The sequence below is a fragment of the Paenarthrobacter sp. 10L420 genome (genome assembly GCF_056395385.1).
The window spans coordinates 63,870-84,981 of the sequence record NZ_JBFTJK010000011.1 but is presented as its reverse complement, the minus strand read 5'-3'; the positions used below and the strand labels follow the sequence as shown (position 1 = coordinate 84,981).

Here is a 21,112-nt window from a genome sequence, read left to right as displayed (position 1 = left end):
GATTACCTCTCAGCGCCTGCGGAGTTAGCTGTCGGGTTCGGATGAGGTCATCCGGCCGCGCGCGTAGCTGCGGCTTCACCCCAAGGGCAAGGAAAGTACTGTGCCCGGAGACTCTGGGTCCCCCGTCTCTGCCTCGAATGAGAACGGAACTCCGGGAAGTGGCAGAGCTCGGCGCATCCCGGGTGTGGGCCAACTATGGGCGACCCACCCTTTCGAAGGTACAGGAGGTTTCGGCTTAAGTCACATTTGGGTAACAGAGATCACGGTCACGGCGCGTCATGTTGCCTGATTCGTTATACGTGTTCGTTCGAAACTGACGGGAGTCTCAGAATGAACTCGGTGCACCCCGGCTTGGACGTTACTGCCACGCTTCCGCCGTGCGCTTGGACGATTGATTCGACGATTGACAAGCCCAATCCGGAGGTTCCTTCAGAGCCTGATCTCGCGGCGTCAGCGCGGGCAAAACGCGAGAAAACATGGCCCTGGAATTCAGGCGGAATGCCAGCCCCGTTGTCAGTGACCGTGACCACCGCGGTACCGTCCGCGGAGAGCACGACGCCAGTGATCACTGTGGTACCTGGATCGGTGTGTTTGCGGGCGTTGGACAGGAGATTGGCCAGCACCTGATGCAGCTGGGTTGCGTCCCCGCGTACCGTGATGGGCTCGTCGGGGAGTTGGAGCTTCCAGATGTGATCCGGTGCCATCACCTTTTCGTCGCTGACGGTCTCGATCACCAACTGGGTAAGGTCCACATCCGTGACCTTCAATGGCTGGCCTTCGTCCAACCGCGCCAACAGCAACAGGTCCTCCACCAGGGTGGTCATGCGTTCGGACTGGCTCTGGACGCGTGCCAGGGACTTCCGGCCGTCGTCCGTGAAGTTCTCCGTCATGCGGAGTAATTCGGTATATCCACGAATGGCGGTCAGCGGCGTCCGCAGTTCGTGGGAGGCATCCGCAACGAACTGCCGGACCTTGGTTTCGCTCTCCTGACGGGCTTCCAGGGCCCTGGAAACGTTGTTGAGCATTTGGTTCAAAGCGTGGCCAACGCTGCCTACTTCTGTTCCAGGATGGGAGGCCGACGGCGGTACGCGCACAGCGAGTGCCACTTCACCGGCGTCGAGGGGAAGGCGCGATACTTTGGTTGCAACCTCCGATAGTTGCTCCAGCGGCCGCATGGTCCGGCGAATGATGACGGTACCGGCAAGGCCGATCAGCACCAGTCCGCCAAGGGAAACAAACACCATGGTCCATACCAGCGAGGCCTCGGCATTTTGCTTATCAGCCAACGGCAGGCCCGTCACAATCACGTCGCCGTAGGTGGTATTTACTGCCACCAGCCGGTAGTCGCCGTTGGACAATGAACGGTCCACAGGCCGGTTGTCACGGGGGAGTGAGAGCAGGACCTGCTTGTCTTCTGCCGAAAGTGCGACGCGGCGGCCATTCGAATTTAGCAGGCCGGAGTTAATGACGGTGGAACCGTCAATCCTCGCGTTGAGGGTACCGGCACCTTGGCCGCGGGCCTCCAGAGGATCTGGCCGCCCGCTTGAGGGAAAGTTCGACGGCGGCCTGCCGAAGTCATTCGCGCGGCTTGACGCCTGCTCCAGCTGCTTATCGAGTTGCTTGTTGAAGTACATGTCCATGGAGGCGTAACTCACCACTCCGACTGCCCCGCAAATCGCTACCAGCAAGGCCATGGCCACCAGGACCAATCGCGTGCGCAGATGCCAGGTGGTGGGATTGAGCCAGTTCCGCTGGGTCTTGCGGGTTACTCCTGAAAGGGTGGACAAGATTCAGTCCGCAGGCTTGATGACGTAGCCGGCGCCACGGATGGTGTGGATCATTGGCGGGTGGTTGGCTTCGATTTTCTTGCGCAGGTAGGAAATGTAGAGCTCCACGATGTTGGCCTGCCCGCCGAAGTCATAGTCCCAGACGCGGTCCAGGATCTGCGCCTTGCTGACCACGCGCTTGGGGTTCTCCATAAGGTAACGAAGCAGCTCGAACTGCGTTGCCGTGAGCTGGATGTCTTCGCCGGCGCGCGAGACTTCCCGTGTATCCACGTTCAGCGTGAGATCACCCACCACCAGTTCCGCCGTGTCCATGGCGGCAACGCCCGAACGTTGGACGAGCCTGTGCAGGCGAAGGAGGACTTCCTCCATGCTGAAGGGCTTGGTGACGTAGTCGTCCCCGCCGGCGGCAAGACCTACGATGCGGTCCTGGACAGCGTCCTTGGCCGTGAGAAAGAGCGCGGGCACTTCCGGCGCGAAGGTACGGATCCGGTTGAGGACCTCGACGCCGTCGAATCCTGGAAGCATCACGTCCAGCACCAGCACGTCAGGGCGGAAGTCCTTGGCAAGCTTCACGGCTTCTGGTCCGTCGGCTGCTACCGCGACGGACCAGCCTGCCATGCGAAGGCCCATGCTCATGAGCTCGGAGAGGCTGGGTTCGTCGTCCACCACCAAGGCGCGGATAGGAGAGCCGTCCGGGTGGGAAAGCTGGGGAAGGTTGTTCGTCATGGAGTGCGGGGATGCCATGGGACAACTCTCCATTCTTCTGGTTTGGCGAAGCTTTGCCGAGCCTGTGAGGACGCTGTGAGGTCAACACTAGCGACGTGGGAGTTCGGTGGAAGGCGTTGCGGGGCATGGCCGTCCCATGCGCGCCCTTTCTACGGCTTGTAGCAGATTTTGAGGGAAAAATTCGAGACGAGAGTGGCTTGCGATTGGACAGCAAGTGTTTCAGATCTTGAGATTCCGTCGTCTTGCGCCTGCCGGGAATCAGGAAGGGCATCATGCACCATTGGCCGAAGAAAATTCACCATAAGCCGAATATTTCTTATCGGAACCGAATGAAATGACGTTCATTTTCCGTAGTGAAAGAATTGTGATCTGCAGCACAATAGACCCTCTTGTCTCAAAATGTGGACGGTTAGGCGCTTTGTTACTTGCGTGTTGCCATTGTTACGTTGCACACTTCCAATGTGAACAAGAACTCAACAGCACCTGCAGCCGCAGCAATCTGGTCCAGCTCACCCGCTGGCGACGTGACCCGCTGTTGTCGAATGCAAGCCTAACTTTCCACCCCAAAGAAGTTTCAGGCATTCGCCCCCTAGCCCAGCGTTGGGCGCCCTTCCCCAAACTCATTGCGGGGACAACCAGCATTCGAAGCCGCGATGACGGCTATTCACTTTTGAGGTAATCACTCCATGTCAGTTGCATCCGGTTACGTCCACATCTCCGTCCGAAACGCCAACAAGGCCGCTTCAAACGCAGGGCTCCGCCCCGGCTTCGGCAACCGTCCCGGCTACGCCCCCGCCCCCCAGGGCAACGGCCAGCAGGCTCCCGGCTACGTGCCACAGGGGTACAACCCCAACTCCTACGGCCAGTTGCGGGCAGTTCCCACCAACGAGCCAGCACCCATGACGGCGCCTACTCCTGTCATTGCGCAGTCTGACCGCCTTCGCCCCGTCGCCAACGACAACGTGGCCCGCGGTTTCGTGCTCTACATGGGCATCGACGAAGAGACAGCAGCAGCGGCAGGAACCTCCATCGCTAAGCTCGCCCAGGAAATCCGGGCCTACGCACAGTCCCTGGTCACCGGCGCTGAGAGCTACGCTGCAGTCGCCGTCGCACCGGCCGGGGCGCCCGGGTCCGCACTCGACGTCGTACGTTCCACTTTCGGTGACCCCACAGTCGCCGCCCGCCAGCGCACCGAGGCTGCCCGCCCGGCACCGCAGCAGGAAGCCCGCCCCTCCGGCGTGCTGATCGACCTCGCCCGCCGCGAAGTCCACCTCGACGGCGAGTCCCTGAACCTGACGTTCAAGGAATTCGAGCTCCTCAACTACCTCGTGGAAAACGGCACCCGCACGGTGGGCCGCGACGAACTGCTTGAGGGCCTGTGGCGCAACGCCGAAGAAGTACCGAACGAGCGCACCATCGACGTCCACATCCGCCGCCTCCGTTCCAAGCTGGGTCGCCTGGCCAACACGGTGCGCACCGTACGCGGCCAGGGCTACCGCTTCTACGAGCACCCCGAAGTTATCGTTTGGGCCGCTCCGGAATACTCGATCTAAGTAGCTGCTGCAGCCGAAAGCGCCTGTCCTGTAAGGGCGGGCGCTTTCGCTTTCGCGGGACGATCCTGTCAGGTCGCGGGCCCTTTCGCTTTCGCGGGACGATCCCTTTGCGCCTGCGCCTGCGCTCGTGCCTCACGCAACAACGGCGCTTTCGGGATGCCCCGCTACGCTACAGCGCCCGCTGCAAGATGCCCCGCTACGCTACCGCGCCCTCACCAAAGTGGCCCGCTGCGCTACAGCGCCCGCACCATGCCCGGGCTTCCCTCTCGTGCTCCCGTGAGTATTGGCCTCCGCGGCGGATGGGGGTTTGCGGCTATAGGGTTGGTTTATGAGTGACCATCACATCAGGCGCCTGGTGATTATGCGGCATGCCAAAGCCGATTGGCCCATGGGGGTGCCGGACCATGAGCGTCCGCTGGAGGAACGCGGACACCGTGAGGCTCCGCTGGCTGGTAGGTGGCTGCTCAAGCATGGCGTGGTTCCGGACTTCATTCTGTGCTCGTCTGCGGTGAGGACCCGCCAAACCTGCACGTGGGTGTGCGATGAGCTGGGGGACAAAGCCCCGACGCCCAAGCTCGAGGACGGTTTGTACGCCGCTTCAGCGAATCGAATGTTGACCGTGATCAACCACGTCCCGGACACCGTCACCACTTTGATGGTGATCTCGCACATGCCCGGCGTCCAGGATCTGGCCATGCACCTCGCATCGCGCGACTCAGACCATGATGCTTACATGGACGCTGCCACGCGGTACCCAACCAGTGCTTTGACGGTGCTTGAGACTGAGAAGTCATGGGCGGAACTGGATGGGCAGGACGCCCGTCTGACGCACTTTAAGGTGCCCCGCAAGTAACAGCGCCGTCGTTTGGCCCGTACGGATGGTTTAACCCCGTACTGGCAGTTCGTGCTCGGCCGCTATTTCGCGGAGAAGCCTGACGGCGTGCCGGATATTGGGGCTGGCGGTCATGGTCTTTCGATACACGATTCCCACTGCCCGCTGCTGAATGGGATTAACGACCGGCACCGCAACCACGCCAGGTGGCAGGGGCGGCCTGCCCAGCCGAGGCACAAGCGCCACGGCCACGGCCTGCTCCACCATGGCAATATGGGTGGAGAAGTCGGGATCGTAGACACGGATGTCGGGGACGCGCCCAAGCCCTGCGAAGATCTGCAGAAGGGCTTCGTTGCAGATGGCGCCAGCCGGCGTACTGACCCAAATTTCATCCAGCAGGTCTTCACGCTCGACGACGGTCCGTCCAGCGAGTGCGTGGGTGCTGTTAACCAGGACGTCGGCCTGGTCCAGGCAAAGGTCCTCGTGCACCAGATTTTCCGGAATGACCAGCGGCACGGAGTTCCAGTTGTGCACCACGGCCAGCTCGGCTTCGCCTAAGGCCACTCGTTGGACGGCCTCACGTGGGTCCTCGGCCAGCACGCTGATTTCAAGCTCAGAATCGGTGGTCCCGATGCGTCCGAGCATTGGCCCCACCAAGCCACGGCAGGCAGTGGAGAATGCTACGAGCCGCAGCAGACCCGAGGGCTTCGCGGGATCGGCGAGGAGCGTTGCCTGCAGTTCCTCGAGCTCGTCCATGATTCGCCGCCCGTAGCCAGCGAGGGCAAGGCCCCGTTCGGTAAGGAGTACACCACGGCCGTTCCGTTCCAGGACGGCTACGCCCGTTTGCTTCTCCAGCTTCTTGATCTGCTGGGAAACTGCTGACGGACTGTAGCCCATCACGTCGGAGGCGGCCACTACCGATCCGTGCTGTTCCACAGCTACAAGAGCACGCAAAGCTGAAATGTCGATCATGAAGTAAATCTACGTGGTTTCATGCTGAATTCAACGCTGGTGCTTAAACCAATCGCATGCCAGAGTGATTCTTGTGAACCTCCGCCACTCCGCACTCGCCGTCCTTGTCGCTGTCCTCTGGGGCGTGAACTTTGTCGCCATAGACCTGGGCCTTCACGCCAACGGTCGCGATGTCCCGCCGCTGCTTTTCGTCGCCTTCCGCTTCCTGCTGGTCGTGTTTCCGTTCATCCTGTTCATCCGCAAACCGGACGTGAGCTGGAAGGCGATCATCGGCGTCGGGCTTTTCATGAGCGCCGGTCAGTTCGGGTTGCTGTACCTGGGCATGGCGCTGGGGATGCCGGCCGGCCTGGCATCGCTGGTTCTCCAGGCCCAGGTGCTGTTCACGATCCTGCTCGCCGCGAAGTTCCTGGGAGAGAGGCCCAGCCGCCGCCAAATGGCAGGCGTGGTGCTGGGTATCGCAGGCCTGGGAGTGGTGGCACTGGGACGAAGTGCCGTGGCGCCTGTCCTTCCGCTCATGATTGTGCTGGCCGCTGCCTTGTCCTGGGCTGTGGGCAACGTGGTGGCCCGGCACTCGAAGGCTGCGTCAGGCCTTGGCTTGGTGGTGTGGTCGGGGGCCGTGGTGCCGCTCCCGTTGGCGGGATTGTCACTTGTGGTGGACTGTCCGGACACCGTGTGGGCGACCATCACGAACCTCCAAATGCCCACCATCCTGAGCGCCATCTACACGGCGGTTTTCGCCTCGCTTATTGGGTACGGAATCTGGAACCGGCTGTTGTCCCTCTACCCGAGTTCCGACGTCGTGCCTTTCACGCTGTTGGTTCCGGTGGTCGGCATGACGGCGGCCTGGTTGGTCCTGAACGAGATTCCCACCGTTGCCGAGATCATGGGCGGCCTGATCCTGCTGCTCGGTGTTGCCACTGCAGTCCTGGGAGTTGGGCGGAAGCGTCCCGAAGTGACCGTTGCAGGGGCCGCTCTGCGCGTCTAATCGTTCGGGAGGCACGCAGAGCGGGCCCCGCAAGGCTGGCGTTTGGAGATCGCTAGCGCTTGGAGGCAGGTTTGCGTTGAGACGGAACGCCCGACGTCGGACGCTTGGCTGCCGCTGTAGGTGTGCGGGGTGTTGCGGGACGCTTCGCCGGAGAGGCCTTGGCGGAGCTCGAAGGACGTGCCGTCGATGTAGTTGGGCGTTTTGCCGGCGCGGCTGGACGTGAGTTGGGAGCTCGTTTAGTTGGCGTTGTGGTTCTTTTGGCCACCGGCGTGGGTCGCCTGGCCCGGCTGGAACCGAACGATGGCACCACCGCCCCGAGGAACAGCACAGCCAGGGTTCCAACCCCAGCCACGGCGGCCAGGTAGAAGTAGATGTCTGAGTCCTCGGTACTTACGGCACTTCCCATGGCGTTGGCGTCCTGGTTGAACGCGAGGCCCCACATGCGCAGGAACGCGATGCTGAAGCCGATGAACAAGCTGGTGCCTGCAGCGCCAAGGAGAACCACGAGGTATCGGCGCCGGTTGAAGACCTGCACTATCGATGCCAAATAGCAGGTCAGCACCGCTCCCAGAAACAGATACAGGACCAGTTCTTCAAGGACCACGGCTGCGAGGACCAAGAGCCCGAGCGACATAAAAGCGGTTACCACCGCAAGCTTTCCGCTGTTCCCCATGTGACGCATGAGTCTAATCATCGCCGACCAGCGGGCTACGCCACGCCGTCGTAGATTGCAGTTGGATACCGTTGCGGACGGTCACCTACTTGATGACGTACCCATGCATGATGGTCATGACCGCGGCCACGCTCTGTTCCCGGGTACGCTCCGGGTTGTAGGTTTGCCGGTCGAGTCCCACCACGAAGATGGCCCCGAAGATGGCCGCCTCCAGGCTCCCGCGGGCGATGGACTCGTCCACCTTGTATCCGGAAGCCACACGTTCCACCGCAGAGCCGATGACCGCGAGGAGTTCTGCCCGGAGTTCGGCGAACACAGCACTCCACTCGCCCGGCGTCCGCCAGTTTTCGCTGACCCACAGACGAGCGAATGACGGGTATTCGTCCATGAATTCCATGGCCTGGCCCACCATGTTCTTCATGGATTCCAGGGGATCGCTGGCTTGGCCTTCGATTGCCTGGAGGCGGACCAGCATAATGTCCACGCCGTGCCGCAGCAGCTGCGCGATCAGGTCCGATTTACTGCCGAAGTTATAGTAAACCGTACCCTTGGACACGCCGGCCGCGGCCGCAATCTCATCCACGGTGACACCTGCAGCGCCACGTTCGCCAATCAGCTCCATGGACGCCTCGAAGAGGCGCTGCTTGGTGGCGTTGGTGCGCCCGGGGCGCAACTTCTTCTCCGCGTTTCCTGCCGCGGCCCCCAGCTCTGAAGGGGCCGGCTCGGTGGTACTCATACGGCGATCTCCGGCTTCAGCGTCTTGAGGGTCCACATCTTGTGTTTGCGGACCGCGAGAGTGGACAGTGCCGCTCCCAGCAAAGTGTATCCAAGCAGGCCCAGAACTGTTGGCCAGATCATGCTGAGTTCCCCGCCGTAGATCAGGTGCCGCATTCCCGTCACCACGTAGCCCATGGGCAGGACTTCGTGCACCACGTGAAGTGGCATGGGGGTGGTCTGCCAGGGGAACGTACCGCCCGAGGACACAAGCTGCAGGACCAGCAGGATCAGCACCACGAACTTGCCCGGAGTACCCATGAGCGCCACGATGCCCTGGATGATCGCACTGAACGCCATCACCGCGGCTAACATGAACAACCACATGCCTACGGGGTGGGCGGCGTTCAAGCCGAGGCCCAGATTCACCACGAGGGTCAGGATGGTGGCCTGCAGGACCGAGACAACGAAGAACGGAAGCCAGCCACCCACCGCGATTTTCCAGGCGCGTGCGTTGGATGCCAGCGCGCGCTGGGTGATGGGGCGCATGGCCTGCACCAGCATGAATACGCCGATCCACAGGGCCAGGGTCAGGAAAAAGGGTGCCAGGCCGGCCCCGTAAGATCCTGCCTTGGCCTGCGATACGTTGTCCACCGCGACGGGATCGGCGATCACTTTGGACACACTGCTCTTCTGTTCATCGTTCGGGTTGGGGATTTCTCCGGCACCCTTGGCGAGTTCTGTGGCCAGTGTGTGTGAGCCATCGGAGGCCTTCACCGCGCCATTGGCAAGCTGTCCGGCGCCGTCGTTGAGTTGATGGGCGCCGTCGTCGAGCTTTATGGCGCCATCCAGTGCGCTCTGCTGGCCGGCGGCCAGCGCGGACGCCCCGGTTCTCAACTGTCCGGCTCCGGCCGCTGCCTGCGAAATCGCGTCTGTCAACGTTGGTGTAGCCGCGGCAAGCTTCGATGCGCCGGCGCTCACGGCAGCTGAACCATCCGAGAGCTGCTGGATTTTGGCGGCGTCGCCCGCGATCTTGGCCTTGGCGTCGGTAACCGGGCCAGAGGTTGCAGTGGAGTCGAAATCGGCCAGGACCTTGTCAGCCTGCTCCTGGGTGAGCACGCCGGCGCTAACCAGCCGCACATTGGATTCGACAACACGATTGCGAAGGCCTTTGTCTGCTGCATCAAGCTGCCCGACGACGTCCTGGACTTTCGCATTCAGCTCCGCGTTCCCGGCTGCTACTTGCGCGGCGCCGTCGGCGAGTTTCTGCGAATCGGCAGGCATGGTGGAGGTCTTGCTCTTCAGTTCGTTTAATCCTGAACTTAACTGGCTGGCGCCTGTGTTCAGCTGGACGGCTCCGTCTCGCAGTTTCGTTTGTCCCGCCACCAGCTGGTCTGCTCCGGTCACCAATTGGGTGGTGCCATCATGCAACGTTGCTGCGCCGTCGCTGAGCTGGCCCACGCCCGTGGCGAGCTGGGATGCTCCGTCCGCTGCCTTCACGATGGAGGCGTGGATGGTGCCGAAGCCGGTGAGGAGTTGGTTTGCTGTTTCCTCGCCCACCTCCTTGGCCACCGTTGAGTGCACGGCTGTGGTGAGCTTGTCCACGATGGTGCTCAGGAGGTAGTTGTTGGCGTCGTTGGTGGTGACATGGAGCATTGCCTGGTTGGCGGCGTCGAAACTGCCGGGGGAGACCAGGTTGGCGGAGAAGTCCTTGGGGATGCGCAGCGCGAAGGCGTATTCGCCTGAACGGACGCCGGCATCCGCAGCTTCCGCGCTGGAAACCTGCTTCCAATTGAAGACGTGGCCATCCACCAAGCTGTCGGCAACCTTCTTGCCGGCCTGCAGCTCGGTGCCATCCTTCGAGGTTGCCCCGGTGTCCTCTACTACCAAGGCGGCGTCGATCTGGTTGAGGTTGCCGTAAGGATCCCAGTTGGCATAGAGGTACACCGCACCGTAGAGCAGCGGCACCATGGTCAGGGCCAGAATGGTCAGCTTGGGCAGGAGCCCGCCGGTCATGCGCTTGAGTTCGGAGCGGGCGAGCCGCAGAACAGTCACTTTGCAGTCCTTTGGAGGTCTTGGAATTCAGGTTCGGATGCTTCGTCTTGAATCTCGCGGGCCGCGATTGGGGTCGTTGTCGATTGCGCGTTCGTTGCCTTTGCCGGCTGGGCGGACACTTCAACGGTTTCCGGTTCCGGCGCGTGGGCGACTGAGTTGCCAATCACCGCAGCAGGGCCAGTCCAGTTGTCCGGGAGGGCACCGACGACGGCGACGACGGCGAGGGGTCGCCCGGCGTCGGACGCCAGTGCCTCAAGTCGGGGCAGCCATGCCGCGGGATCGGCGCTGTGGCGATCGGGGGAGTCGACCACGAGGAGGTCCGTTGCCGGATCTGCCAAAGCGAGGGCGGTCAGGAGCTCGAGCCGGCGGCTGGCGGAAAGCTGTTCAACCCATAGGCCGGCGATGTCCTCAAAGCTGTTGATCTTCAGCCACGGCTTGCTCAGCAGGGCGCCACGATAACGGCGGGGGATGAGGGAGAGGTCCTCTGTGACGAGGTCGCGAACACTTAGATGCTGTTCAGGCTCATTGACGCCGGGCGAGTCCACCAAGGCGCTCGCCAGCCGGATCTTCTTGGTCTTGCTGTTGTTGTCCCAACTGAGGACGCCGTTGCTGGGTTTCATGCGTCCACTGAGTGCCAAGGCCAAGGCGGTCCGCTGATCCTGGCCTTCGCCAGCCACGAGCAAGAGTTCGCCACGACGGGCCTGGAGTGACGTTGCCGGAAGGAGATCGTCCCGGCGGCCGTTGATCTGGAGTTGCTGTACGGACAGCACAATGAGCCTTTCGCAGAAATGGTGTCTGCTGAAAGTCTAACTGAACTGACTGGTCAGTTCAAATAGGAGTTAAAGGCCGTACTTCTCCAAGAGACGTAACCACACCTCGCTGATGGTGGGGTACGACGGCACCGCGTGCCACAACCTGTCCAAGGGGACTTCGCCGACGATCGCGATGGTGGCGGAGTGGAGCAGTTCCGCCACCCCGGGCCCGACGAACGTGGCACCCAGAATGACTTTGCGGTCCTCGTCCACCACGATCTGCGCCCACCCTTTGAAATCGGGGGAATAGAGTTGGGATCCGGAGACATTGATGGGCAACTCCACTCCGGTGACATGCTTGCCTTGGAGCAGGGCCTGTTCAAGGCTCGGGCCCACCGAGGCCACTTCCGGATCCGTGAAGACGACGCTTGGAATGGCGTGCTCGTTGGCTGTGTGGGCCCACGCGCTCCAAGGTTTCGGGGCGCCGGAGAGTTTACCGTTTGCCCTTGCGACGATTGCATCACCGGTTGCCCGGGCTTCATACTTTCCCTGGTGCGTGAGCAAGACTTTGCCCGCGGCATCGCCTGCCGCGTACAACCAGAGTCCGCTGGTGCCATCGCTTGCCGGCCCCTCCACCAGCCCACTGGCGTCCGTAGTGAGCCGGAGCGGTTTCCCGTTCTGCGGTTCAACGCCCACATTTTCCAAACCCAAATTGGCCAACGCTGGATGCCGGCCAGATGCGACCAGGAGTTTGTCGGCCGTGACGGCCTCGCCGTTGAACGTGACTGACACCGAGCCGTCGTCGTTCTTTTCCACTTTGTCCACATCAGTGTGGAGATGGACTGTTACCCCATCAGCCCGCAGCCCGGCCAGGACCAGGTCGGCCGCCTCTTCGGAGTAGCTGCTCAGAAGTCGACCACGAGCAATGAGTGTCACCACCGAACCAAGTCGGGCAAAAGCCTGGGCCAATTCGACGCCGGCCACTCCGCCTCCGAGCACCGCGAACCGCTGGGGGATGACTTTTGCGGCAGTGGCGCCGCGAGTGGTCCAGAAGGGTACGTCCTTGAGGCCCTCAACATCCGGGATGGTAGGGGTTGAGCCTGTAGCAACAACCACTGCATGGTGTGCCTTGAGCGCATAGCTGTTGCCGTCGAGCCCGTCCACCTGGACCTCCCGCGGTCCTGTGATGCGCCCCCGCCCACGGATCAGCTCGATGCCGGCACTATCCAGCCACTCGACCTGGCTCCCGTCCTGCCAATTGTTCGTAAACCAGTCCCGGTGTTTCAGGGCCGACTCTGCGTCGATGACTCCCGTTACCGCTTCCGAAGCCCCGGGAATTCCCTGCGCCGCGTGGAGGACGCTGCCTGGCCGGAGGAGTGCTTTGGAAGGAATGCACGCCCAGTACGAGCATTCGCCGCCCACCAATTCGCTTTCCACAATCACTGCCGTCAGTCCGCCACGAACCACCCTGTCCGCCACGTTTTCCCCGACGGCGCCCGCGCCGATCACAATTACGTCGAATTCACGGGAGCTCTCGGCATTCATGGGAGAAGCCTACAACTGCTACCTCTGCGTTGTGAGGCCCGGGCGGCGTGGGCCCTGGTATGGCTTTGGGGCGCAGAGTAGGCGCCGCAAGTCAGGGCTACGCGTGCATCGCGCCCTTGAACCAGCCCGTAATCGTGGCTGGGTGTGTGATCGCGGTCCCGACAACAACGGCAAACGCTCCGGCGTCGAGGGCCTGCCGTGCATGGGCCGGGGTCTGGATGCGGCCTTCTGCGATGAGTGGCTTACCCAAGTCGGCGGAAGCGATCTGCTTCAGCAAATCCAGATCCGGACCGTCGGTCTTCGGGCGCTCGCCGGTATAGCCGGACAGGGTGGTTCCGATCAGGTCTGCGCCGGCTTCAACAGCTGCCACGGCGTCATCGAAGGAACCGCAGTCCGCCATGACCAAGGCGTGGGACTCGGCGTGGATGCCAGCAACGGTGGCTCCCAGCGACAAACCATCGGGGCGAGCCAGGCGCGTTCCGTCAATCGCCACAATATGCGCGCCCGCGTTCGCCACGGCAAGCGCGTGCCGGAGCGTGGGGGTGATGAAGACGCCATCGTGACCGTCCTTCCAGAGGCCGATGACGGGAACTTCGACGGCGGCACGAGTGAACTGTACGTCGGCCAACCCTTGGACTCGGATCGCCGCAGCACCGCCGATGACCGCTGATGCCGCCACCTGTCCCGTAGTTCGCGGATCACGCATCGGCTCGCCCGGGTAGGCCTGGCAGGAGACGATCAGCTGGGAACGGAGGGCTTCGAGGCCTTCGAGGGTCAGGATCATGTTGTCTCTTTCTTCTAAAGGACGAGTTTCGCGGCACCAACGATGGCCGCGGTGTTGCCAAGGGTTGCCCGGACCACGGGGACCTCGGCAAGAGGCACCAGTAGCTCTTGGCGGAGGGCGGCTTCCATGGGCTCCCACCAGAGCCCACCGGCGTCCGCCAGGCCACCTGAAATGACTACGGTTTCAGGGTCAAGAATGTTGATGAGTCCGCCCACGGCTTGACCTGCGGCGGCCGCCCCGAGACCTATGGCACGCAAGGCGGCGGCTCGGCTGACAGTGGCGGCAGCACCGCCGTCGGGCACGCCAGCAGGAGCACCGGAAGCCAGCACGAACACGCCACGCGTATCCGCCGCCTCGCGTGAAGAACCACCAAATCGCAGGTACGACTCGTGAATGGCGGGCCCCGAAGCCACGGCCTCGACGTGCCCGGCATGGCCGCATACACATGGCAGCGCTGCCCCATCAAATGTGGCGTAGGGCGAGGCAAAATGCCCAACATGACCGCCAACAGAGTGATGCCCCAAAACAGGAGCGCCATCCACCACGAAGCTGCCGCCAACGCCTGTCCCGAACGCCACCATCAGAGAAGTGGACGTTCCAGCTGCGGCACCAAGCCAAGCTTCTCCGAGAGCATGAGCGTGGACATCGTTGACGGTGCGCACCGAAGCAGCCGGAAAGGAAAGACGGGCAGCAAGCCCGGTAACAAGCTCAGTCCCCGCCCAACCATGAATCGCATCCGTGGCAGACAAGACAGCCCCGGAAGACGCGTTAATCACCCCAGCGGAGCCGACGCCGACGCCGGACACGGAATGTCCGGCGTCGGCAGCGCGTTGCATCAAACCCGATACCAGGGCAGCGGTGGCGTCGAGGATCGCTTCGCCACCGGCCCGGTTCAACGTCGGAATGGATTCCGAGAAGAGCACTTCACCAAAGCCGGAAACAACCCCGGCGGCGGTTTTGGTGCCGCCGAGGTCAACGCCGATCACGTGGGTCATGGAAGCGGTCATGGAAAACCTAGACCAGCCCGTTCCGCTCCAGGATTTCACGGATCAGCGCCGTCTCATCGGAGTTCAGGGACAGCATGGGCTCGCTCATCGTGTTGGACTCAATGACGCCCATGACCTGCAGCGCGGTCTTGAACGCTCCCAGCCCAGCGGCGCCGCCGGAGACACGGCCGTTGGGCGTGTAGACGATCTCGAAGACGTCGGCCAAACGGTCCTGCTCCCGGGCCGCACCCGCCCAGTCGCCAGCCTGCGCGGCGTCGAACAGCCGGCGGTAGCCCGCCGGATCAACGTTGCCAAGGCCCGGAACAACACCCTGGGCGCCACCAAGGAGGGCGCCGTCCACCACAACTTCGTGACCGGTGAAGATGTCGAAGTTGGGAATGTCCTTGGCCGCCAGGAGCAGCTGGCGGAACGAAACGTCGTCGCCGGAGGAGTCCTTCACGCCGGCGATGACACCATCACGGCCCAGGCGGACCAAGAGGTCCGTTGGCAGTTTGAAGTGGGTTCGGACGGGGACGTCGTAAGCGAAGATTGGCTTCTCGACGGCTGCGTGGATGCTGCGAAAATGAGTTTCAGTCTCCGCGGCGTTGCCGATGGCGTAGTACATGGAGGTCACCACGATCGCGTCAGCGCCCAGGTCCACCACTTTTCGGGCCTCCTCGATCACCCGGTTGGTGGTTTGCTCGTTGGCGCCGACGATCAGCGGGACCGCTCCGGCGTTGGCGTCGGCGATGGTGGAGACCACCAGCTCACGCTCATCATTGGTGAGGTAGGGGACTTCCCCGGAGGAGCCGAGGACGAAAAGTCCGGACACGCCGCCGTCGATCAGGTGCTTGGTGACGTTCTTCAGCGACGCAGTGTCGATGCTGCCGTCGGAGTGGCGTGGTGTGATGACCGGGGGAATGACGCCCTGGAACTGAGTGGACACAGAAATCTCCGTTGTTGGTAGCTGGTGAGGGGAAAACTAGATGTGGAGAAGGCTCGGCGCGGCGCCCAGCAGCTTCTTGGTGTAATCGTTTCCGGGGTTGTCGAAGACCTGTGCGGCTGTGCCTTGCTCGACGATTTTGCCGAAGTACATGACGCAGATGCGGTCCGAAACATAGCGGACGGTTTGGATGTCGTGAGAGATGAACACCATGCCCAGGTTCAGCTGGGTCTTCAGATCCGACAACAGGTTCAGGACCTGCGCCCGGACGGAAACGTCCAGGGCCGACGTCGGCTCATCCGCCACGATGATGTCCGGATCGAGCGCCAGTGCCCGGGCGATTGCCACACGTTGGCGCTGACCACCGGAAACCTGCGACGGCGTCACCTCGGCTGCCGATTGCGGCAAGCCAACCAGCGCCAACAGTTCCTTGACCTTGGCAGCGCGGCTTGCCGCGTTCCCGATGCCGTGGATCTGAAGGGGGTCGGTGAGGATGTCCTGGATGGTCATGCGTGGGTTGAGCGCCGTAGCCGGGTCCTGGAAGACCACGGAGACCGAGCGGCCAAACTGCTTGCGCATGGCAGCGTTGCGCTTGATGGCTGGCTTTCCGTGAAACAAAACCTTGCCCGACGTCGGCGGCTGAAGTCCCACGAGAACTGAAGCGAGGGTGGACTTGCCACAGCCGGACTCACCAACGATGCCCACGGTTTCGCCGCGGCTGATGGTGAAGTCCACTCCGTCAACAGCTTTGACGATGTTGGGCCGGAATAATCCGCCGGTCCTGGCGTGGTGATAGACCTTGACGTCCTGGAGCTCGATGACCGGCTTGGAGCTTGATTCGCTCATTTTGCGTCCTCCTTCAAGTGGCTGGCCCAATAGTGATCCGCAGCGTCGGCATTGGGAGACGGGACGGTGGTGAGGACGAGCTTTTGGTTGGGGTCGGCGTCAGCCCTGAGTGAGCGGGCCGCGAAGCGGTCGCCCGAAGCAAAGTCGCGTGGTGAAGGGACTGTGCCGGGGATCTGGTGCAGCCGGACGGCGTCGGCCTCTATGGAGAGGACGGCACCCAACAAGCCACGGGTGTACTCGTGCTTGGGATTCTGCAGAAGCTCGGAAGCCTGTGCGGATTCCACCACTTGGCCGGCGTACATGACTGTGATGCGGTGAGCCAGGGAGGCCACCAAGGCGAGGTCGTGGCTGACGAATACCATGGCAAAACCGAGTTGCTCACGGAGTTCGTTGAGCAGATCCACCACCTGCTTTTGCACGGTGACATCCAAGGCCGTGGTGGGCTCATCGGCCACCACGATTTTCGGCGATCGGGACAGGGCCATGGCAATCAGCACGCGCTGGCGTTGGCCGCCGGAGAGCTCGTGGGGGTAGCTGGCAAGCGTCCTGGCGGGGTCCAGTTTCACCATTTCCAGCAGTTCAGCGGGTGTCTTTCGGCCGCCACGTTTGGTGAGCTGCTCCAGCTGGTCCTTGATCTTCATGGAGGGGTTCAGCGAGCTCAACGCATCCTGGTAGACCATGGCAATCTGCTCGCCGCGCAGCCCCTCATAGGCCTTGGGGTTGCTGTGCTGGGTCTTCGCGTCCAGGAGTTCCTTGCCATCAAACAGGATGGAACCGGTGACCTGGGCTGTCTTGGGCAGAAGGCCCATCACAGCGAGTGAGGTGATCGATTTACCGCAACCGGACTCCCCCACCAGGCCCATGGTTTCGCCTTCGCGGACCGTGAAGGAGACGTTGTCCACGATCGCGGTTTCGCCGAAGCGGCCCGGGAAACGGATGGAGAGGTTCTTCACCTCAAGGACATTCCGCGCGCCTGCCGGCACCTGGGGGAGGCGGTCCGTGCGCTTGGCTTCGATGGCTGCCAGCAGTTCCAGTTCGCGGTCCAGCAGGAGGTGCGGTTTGGCGGCTGCAGCGTTCACATCGGTGAGAAGAGCTGACTTGCCGAAGACTTCGGTGACGGTGCGATCGGAAGCCGGACGAACGCCGTCGAGCTCGTGTTCCTCAACCACCGACGGCTGAGCTACGGACGTTGCAACCTCAGTGTCCACGGCCAGAACTGCGGCAGAGCCGTCGTCGTCCTTCACTGCGGGCGCGCGGCGAAGCTTCGGGTTCACCATGGCGTCGGTGAGGCCCTCCGCGAGGATGTTCAGGGACAGGACGGTCAACAGAATTGTCAGGCCAGCGAACGTGGTGGCCCACCAGCCACCGGAAAGAACCAGATTGCGGCCGTAGGAGATCACATTGCCCCAAGAGGGGGCGGGATCCTGAACGCCCGCGCCCAGGAAGGAGAGCGAGGCTTCCAGGATGATGGCGTCGGCCACCATCACTGTGGCGAACACCAGCACCGGAGCGGCGGTGTTGCGGACGATGTGCTTGACCAGGATGTAGAAGCGGCCAGCACCGATCACGCGTTCGGCACGGACGTAGTCTTCGCCGTATTGCGCCAGCACGTTGGCGCGGACCACTCGTGCAAGCTGCGGGGTGTAGATGATGGCGATCGCGATGATGATGGTGGGAACCGAGTTGCCAAAGGCAGCCAACAATACGGCTGCAAGGGCGATACCCGGGAACGCCATGAGGATGTCCATGAGCCGCATGATGATCTCGTTCACGGACTTGCTGGACGTCGCTGCGAAGGAGCCCAGGAGCGCACCGGCGAGGATGGCTAGACCAACCGCGCCGAGGCCGATCAAAAGTGACGACTGTGCGCCGAAGAGCAGGCGCGAGAAAATGTCGCGGCCCAGGCGGTCGGTGCCGAAGAAGTGTTCAGCGCCCGGCGGGGTGGCCGGAATGAAGGTCTCCAGCGGATCGTGCGGGGCGATGATCGGCGCGAAAATGGCCGCGAGGACAATCATGATGAGGAAGAGCAGGGCGATGCGGGAGCCCCAGGGCAGGGCCTTGAAGCGGATGCCCGGTGCACTTAGCCGTTCTGCGAGCTTGCTGCGCATGAGCTATACCGTCCTGATTCGGGGGTTGATGAGCAGGTAGAGAAGGTCAACCACGATGTTCACCAGAACAAAGGTGACCGAGATGGTGAGCACCACGCCCTGGACCAGATTGACGTCCAGGTTGGTGATGCCATTAAGGATCAGCTGGCCCATGCCGGGCAGGGCGAAGATCATTTCAATCACGACGGCGCCACCCAGCAGATAGCCCACGCGGAGTCCCAGCACGGTCACCGGGGTGACGAGGGCGTTGCGGAGAACATTCTTGGAAACCACTTCGCGGTAGGGGACACCGTTGCCGATGGCTGTGCGGACGTAGTCGCGGTCAAGCTCTTCCACCATCGAGGTCCGGACCACGCGGATCAGCGATGCCGATACCGGGATGCCCAGTGCCAGGGCCGGGAGGGCCATCGAGTTCAGCCAACCGCCAAAGCCGGATTCCGGCGTCGCAATTCCGCCTGAGGGAAACATCGGGTTGGCGCCGAGTGCGAACCACTGGATGAGCAGGATGCCCAGCCAGAACGACGGCGTGGCGATGGCGGCGATTGAGAAGACCCGGATCAACTGGTCCTGCCACTTGTCGCGGTAGAGGGCACCGAGGATTCCGAAAGCCAGGGACAGAACAATTGCGATAATGACGCCCAGAAAGGTCAGCTGAAGCGTCAGGGGGAACGCAGAGCCGATCATGGATGCCACTGACTTTGCCGGCGGGGTTGTGACGCCGAGATCCAACTGCAGCAGCCTCCCCAGGAAACGGAAGTATTGCAGGACCAGGGGATCGTTCAGGCCATTTTCCTGGCGGTACTGCTGCTTGGCTTCTTCGCTGGCACCGTCACCGAGGGCCGAGCTGGCTTGGTCGCCGGGGGCGGCCTGCAGGACGAGGAAGACGAGCAACGTAATGCCCAGGATCATCAATGGCAATGCTGCAAGCCTGCGGCCAAGCAGACGCAATATCGTGACCAATTTGTTCTCCGGTTTGGTTGGGGGTGCTGCTGGTTGTGGGGCCTGCTCTGCGCGCTACTTTGGGGATTCAGGCCGCAAAGCAGGCCTCGCAACTCAGGTTTCTAGGCGGTACGTCCGACGTCGATGAACGACAATCCGGTGGTGGGCAGCGGCTGGAAGCCCTTGAGCTTTTTCTCGTCCCAGGCGCTGGGAAGCTGGCGGTGAAGGACGGGGTACAGGGGGACCTCATCCGAGACCATGTCCACGATTTCGGCCACTACCTTCTTGGCGTCGTCGCCGGAAGCCTGCGATCCCTTGTTCATGAGTTCCTGCAGCTTGGTGCGCTCAGGAGTTGTCCAGAAGGCGCGCTTCTCCATCCACGTGGCACCGGAGTAGAACCAGCTCAGCAGCAGGTCAGCATCATTGCCGAACACGGATGGATCGCCCGGAGCCGCAACCACTGTGTAGTCACCCTTACCCACGCGGTCGCTGTAAAGGGCACCGGACTGGAGGCTTTTCACCGTGACCTTGACGCCAGGGATCTTGTTCCAGGACTCCAGGATCAGTGGTGCAACGTCCTTCACCCAGGCAGTGTCCGTAGTGAGGAGTTCGAATTCGAGGCTGCTGACGCCCGCCTGCTTGAGCAGGTCTTCGGCCTTCTTCGTGTCAAAACCGTAGACGTTCTTGGCCTTGACGTAGTCGGGGTGGCCTTCCTGGAAGTAGGAGCTGGCCGCCTTGGCGTTGCCGAACAGGGCCTTCTTGATGATGGCTTCCTTGTCCATGCCATAGTGCAGTGCCTGGCGGACGAGTTTGTTGTCGAACGGGGCCTTGGCGCAGTTGAACATGAGGAACAGCAGGCCGAAGGACTGGACTGATTCCACCTTGACCTTGGACTTCAGGCCGTCGACGTCCAGGTACGGAACGTCCTCGATGGCCTGGACGCGGCCGGATTGGACAGCAGTAACGCGGGCCGCAGCGTCCGAAAGGAGGAGCCAGGTCATGCCCTTGGCGAGTGCAGGCTTGGGGCCGTTGTAGTCTGCGAACGCTTCGAAGACGATCTTGTCGTCCTTGACGGCGGAGACCAGCTTGTAAGGACCGGAGCCGATTGGCTTGGCGTCGAAGGCCTTTAGATCGCTGGCGAGTGCCTTGGGGACCACCTTGACCACCGAAATTCGCGGCCCGAAGCCCGGGAAGGCGTACTTGAGCGTGAATTCCACTGTCTTGGCGTCCAGAGGCTTGACGTCCTGGATGAAAGGGATGAACTGGGAGAACAACGACTTGTTCGCCGGGTCCATGACGCGGGTAAAGGAAAAGGCCACGTCTTCGGTGGTGACGGGGGAGCCGTCGTGGAACTTGGCGCCGTCGCGAATGGTCACCTGGTAGGTGGTGTCGTTGACCTTTTTGGGATCCGTCGCTGCCAGGGCGTTGTAGGGCTGGCGCGTCGCCGGGTGGAGCTCAATGAGGCCTTCGAAGATGTGGAGGTTGGCTGCCATCGGTGTGGCTCCCGAAGAGCTCAGCGGGTCAAAGCCTGTGGAGAGGGCGTATGAGATGCCTGCCTCGATGATGAGGTCCTTGTTCACAGCCGCGGTGTTGGCTGCATTCCCCGTGGTGGTGCTGGCAGCGCCGCCACACGCGGAAAGGGTTGCCGTGAAGGCGGCGGCTGCACCAACTGCGCCGCTCAGCTTGAGGAAATTGCGGCGGCTGGCGTCATTGACCAGCGGCAGGCTGTTGATGGTCTTGCTCATAAAGGTGCCTCACCATTCGACTGTCGTGGGTTATCGGATGTAGGACGTCCGATGCTCGTATTGAAACTGTAAGTGTGGTCACAAGGGGACGTCAAGTGAGAGATGGATCACGGTGAGGCTGCCTGGGAAGCTGGAGCCTCGCGGCTCCTCGCCGCCCGGGCGCCAGA

The 21,112-nt window shown here is 62.3% G+C and carries 18 protein-coding genes and 1 riboswitch; of the genes, 3 read left to right on the top strand and 15 right to left on the bottom strand.

The genetic code is table 11. The features are described from left to right. Position 1 precedes the first annotated feature (1 nt). Positions 2-159, bottom strand: a riboswitch (cyclic di-AMP (ydaO/yuaA leader). A 134-nt stretch (positions 160-293) separates the two neighbouring features. Further along, complete coding sequence (locus AC1DD5_RS16230) at positions 294-1,787, bottom strand: sensor histidine kinase (protein WP_442017368.1); 1,494 nt, start codon at positions 1,785-1,787, stop codon at positions 294-296. Positions 1,788-1,790: 3 nt separating this feature from the next. Then, complete coding sequence (locus AC1DD5_RS16225; RefSeq protein WP_431118309.1) at positions 1,791-2,531, bottom strand: response regulator transcription factor; 741 nt, start codon at positions 2,529-2,531, stop codon at positions 1,791-1,793. 668 nt (positions 2,532-3,199) lie between these two features. Here AC1DD5_RS16225 and AC1DD5_RS16220 point away from each other — a divergent pair. Then, a complete protein-coding gene (locus tag AC1DD5_RS16220) occupies positions 3,200-4,066 on the top strand; it encodes a winged helix-turn-helix domain-containing protein (RefSeq protein WP_442004719.1) in 867 nt (288 codons plus the stop codon). A 328-nt stretch (positions 4,067-4,394) separates the two neighbouring features. Beyond that, positions 4,395-4,919 (top strand): SixA phosphatase family protein, encoded by a 525-nt coding sequence (locus AC1DD5_RS16215; protein ID WP_431118312.1) that lies wholly within the window; start codon positions 4,395-4,397, stop codon positions 4,917-4,919. 30 nt (positions 4,920-4,949) lie between these two features. Here AC1DD5_RS16215 and AC1DD5_RS16210 read toward each other — a convergent pair whose 3' ends face one another. Continuing rightward, positions 4,950-5,870: a LysR family transcriptional regulator gene (locus tag AC1DD5_RS16210; RefSeq protein ID WP_442017367.1), complete on the bottom strand. Its 921-nt coding sequence runs from the start codon at positions 5,868-5,870 to the stop codon at positions 4,950-4,952. Between the two features lie 73 nt (positions 5,871-5,943). Here AC1DD5_RS16210 and AC1DD5_RS16205 point away from each other — a divergent pair, with 73 nt between their 5' ends. Then, a complete protein-coding gene (locus tag AC1DD5_RS16205; RefSeq protein WP_442017445.1) occupies positions 5,944-6,855 on the top strand; it encodes an EamA family transporter in 912 nt (303 codons plus the stop codon). Between the two features lie 52 nt (positions 6,856-6,907). Here AC1DD5_RS16205 and AC1DD5_RS16200 read toward each other — a convergent pair whose 3' ends face one another. The 12 genes from AC1DD5_RS16200 to AC1DD5_RS16145 form a co-directional block, all read right to left on the bottom strand. Next, positions 6,908-7,528, bottom strand: coding sequence for a hypothetical protein (locus AC1DD5_RS16200; RefSeq protein WP_442017366.1), 621 nt, complete (start codon positions 7,526-7,528; stop codon positions 6,908-6,910). Positions 7,529-7,613: 85 nt separating this feature from the next. Further along, positions 7,614-8,264 carry a TetR/AcrR family transcriptional regulator gene (locus AC1DD5_RS16195; protein ID WP_442004723.1) on the bottom strand — a complete coding sequence of 217 codons (651 nt, stop codon included), beginning with the start codon at positions 8,262-8,264 and terminating at the stop codon, positions 7,614-7,616. Next, positions 8,261-10,297, bottom strand: a complete 2,037-nt coding sequence (locus AC1DD5_RS16190) for a YhgE/Pip family protein (protein WP_442017365.1) — start codon at positions 10,295-10,297, stop codon at positions 8,261-8,263. Before AC1DD5_RS16190 ends, AC1DD5_RS16195 begins: the two co-directional genes overlap by 4 nt. Then, positions 10,294-11,067 carry a P-loop NTPase family protein gene (locus tag AC1DD5_RS16185; RefSeq protein ID WP_442017364.1) on the bottom strand — a complete coding sequence of 258 codons (774 nt, stop codon included), beginning with the start codon at positions 11,065-11,067 and terminating at the stop codon, positions 10,294-10,296. The genes AC1DD5_RS16190 and AC1DD5_RS16185 overlap by 4 nt, the downstream gene beginning before the upstream one ends. Positions 11,068-11,136: 69 nt before the next feature. Further along, a complete protein-coding gene (locus AC1DD5_RS16180; protein WP_442017363.1) occupies positions 11,137-12,594 on the bottom strand; it encodes a dihydrolipoyl dehydrogenase family protein in 1,458 nt (485 codons plus the stop codon). 97 nt (positions 12,595-12,691) lie between these two features. Beyond that, positions 12,692-13,378 carry an N-acetylmannosamine-6-phosphate 2-epimerase gene (locus tag AC1DD5_RS16175; RefSeq protein WP_477522115.1) on the bottom strand — a complete coding sequence of 229 codons (687 nt, stop codon included), beginning with the start codon at positions 13,376-13,378 and terminating at the stop codon, positions 12,692-12,694. 14 nt (positions 13,379-13,392) lie between these two features. Next, a complete protein-coding gene (locus AC1DD5_RS16170) occupies positions 13,393-14,373 on the bottom strand; it encodes an ROK family protein (RefSeq protein ID WP_442017444.1) in 981 nt (326 codons plus the stop codon). A gap of 19 nt (positions 14,374-14,392) precedes the next feature. Next, entirely contained in the window at positions 14,393-15,310 is a 918-nt protein-coding gene (locus AC1DD5_RS16165) for a dihydrodipicolinate synthase family protein (RefSeq protein WP_442017361.1), read from the bottom strand. 36 nt (positions 15,311-15,346) lie between these two features. Continuing rightward, the gene (locus AC1DD5_RS16160) at positions 15,347-16,153 is read right to left on the bottom strand and encodes an ATP-binding cassette domain-containing protein (RefSeq protein WP_442017360.1); all 807 of its coding nucleotides are present in this window, start codon (positions 16,151-16,153) and stop codon (positions 15,347-15,349) included. Next, positions 16,150-18,261, bottom strand: a complete 2,112-nt coding sequence (locus AC1DD5_RS16155; protein WP_477519198.1) for a dipeptide/oligopeptide/nickel ABC transporter permease/ATP-binding protein — start codon at positions 18,259-18,261, stop codon at positions 16,150-16,152. Before AC1DD5_RS16155 ends, AC1DD5_RS16160 begins: the two co-directional genes overlap by 4 nt. A gap of 3 nt (positions 18,262-18,264) precedes the next feature. Continuing rightward, a complete protein-coding gene (locus AC1DD5_RS16150; RefSeq protein ID WP_477519197.1) occupies positions 18,265-19,221 on the bottom strand; it encodes an ABC transporter permease in 957 nt (318 codons plus the stop codon). A 101-nt stretch (positions 19,222-19,322) separates the two neighbouring features. Continuing rightward, positions 19,323-20,945: an ABC transporter substrate-binding protein gene (locus tag AC1DD5_RS16145; protein WP_442017357.1), complete on the bottom strand. Its 1,623-nt coding sequence runs from the start codon at positions 20,943-20,945 to the stop codon at positions 19,323-19,325. Positions 20,946-21,112: the final 167 nt, after the last annotated feature.

What these genes read in the sequence shown, in the direction of transcription:
- AC1DD5_RS16200 (WP_442017366.1), bottom strand. Translation starts at nt 7,528, where the DNA reads ATGGGGAACAGCGGAAAGCTTGCGGTGGTAACCGCTTTTATGTCGCTC.
- AC1DD5_RS16210 (WP_442017367.1), bottom strand. Translation starts at nt 5,870, where the DNA reads ATGATCGACATTTCAGCTTTGCGTGCTCTTGTAGCTGTGGAACAGCAC.
- AC1DD5_RS16220 (WP_442004719.1), top strand. Translation starts at nt 3,200, where the DNA reads ATGTCAGTTGCATCCGGTTACGTCCACATCTCCGTCCGAAACGCCAAC.
- AC1DD5_RS16225 (WP_431118309.1), bottom strand. Translation starts at nt 2,531, where the DNA reads ATGGCATCCCCGCACTCCATGACGAACAACCTTCCCCAGCTTTCCCAC.
- AC1DD5_RS16180 (WP_442017363.1), bottom strand. Translation starts at nt 12,594, where the DNA reads ATGAATGCCGAGAGCTCCCGTGAATTCGACGTAATTGTGATCGGCGCG.
- AC1DD5_RS16155 (WP_477519198.1), bottom strand. Translation starts at nt 18,261, where the DNA reads ATGCGCAGCAAGCTCGCAGAACGGCTAAGTGCACCGGGCATCCGCTTC.
- AC1DD5_RS16215 (WP_431118312.1), top strand. Translation starts at nt 4,395, where the DNA reads ATGAGTGACCATCACATCAGGCGCCTGGTGATTATGCGGCATGCCAAA.
- AC1DD5_RS16170 (WP_442017444.1), bottom strand. Translation starts at nt 14,373, where the DNA reads ATGACCCACGTGATCGGCGTTGACCTCGGCGGCACCAAAACCGCCGCC.
- AC1DD5_RS16175 (WP_477522115.1), bottom strand. Translation starts at nt 13,378, where the DNA reads ATGATCCTGACCCTCGAAGGCCTCGAAGCCCTCCGTTCCCAGCTGATC.
- AC1DD5_RS16160 (WP_442017360.1), bottom strand. Translation starts at nt 16,153, where the DNA reads ATGAGCGAATCAAGCTCCAAGCCGGTCATCGAGCTCCAGGACGTCAAG.
- AC1DD5_RS16195 (WP_442004723.1), bottom strand. Translation starts at nt 8,264, where the DNA reads ATGAGTACCACCGAGCCGGCCCCTTCAGAGCTGGGGGCCGCGGCAGGA.
- AC1DD5_RS16145 (WP_442017357.1), bottom strand. Translation starts at nt 20,945, where the DNA reads ATGAGCAAGACCATCAACAGCCTGCCGCTGGTCAATGACGCCAGCCGC.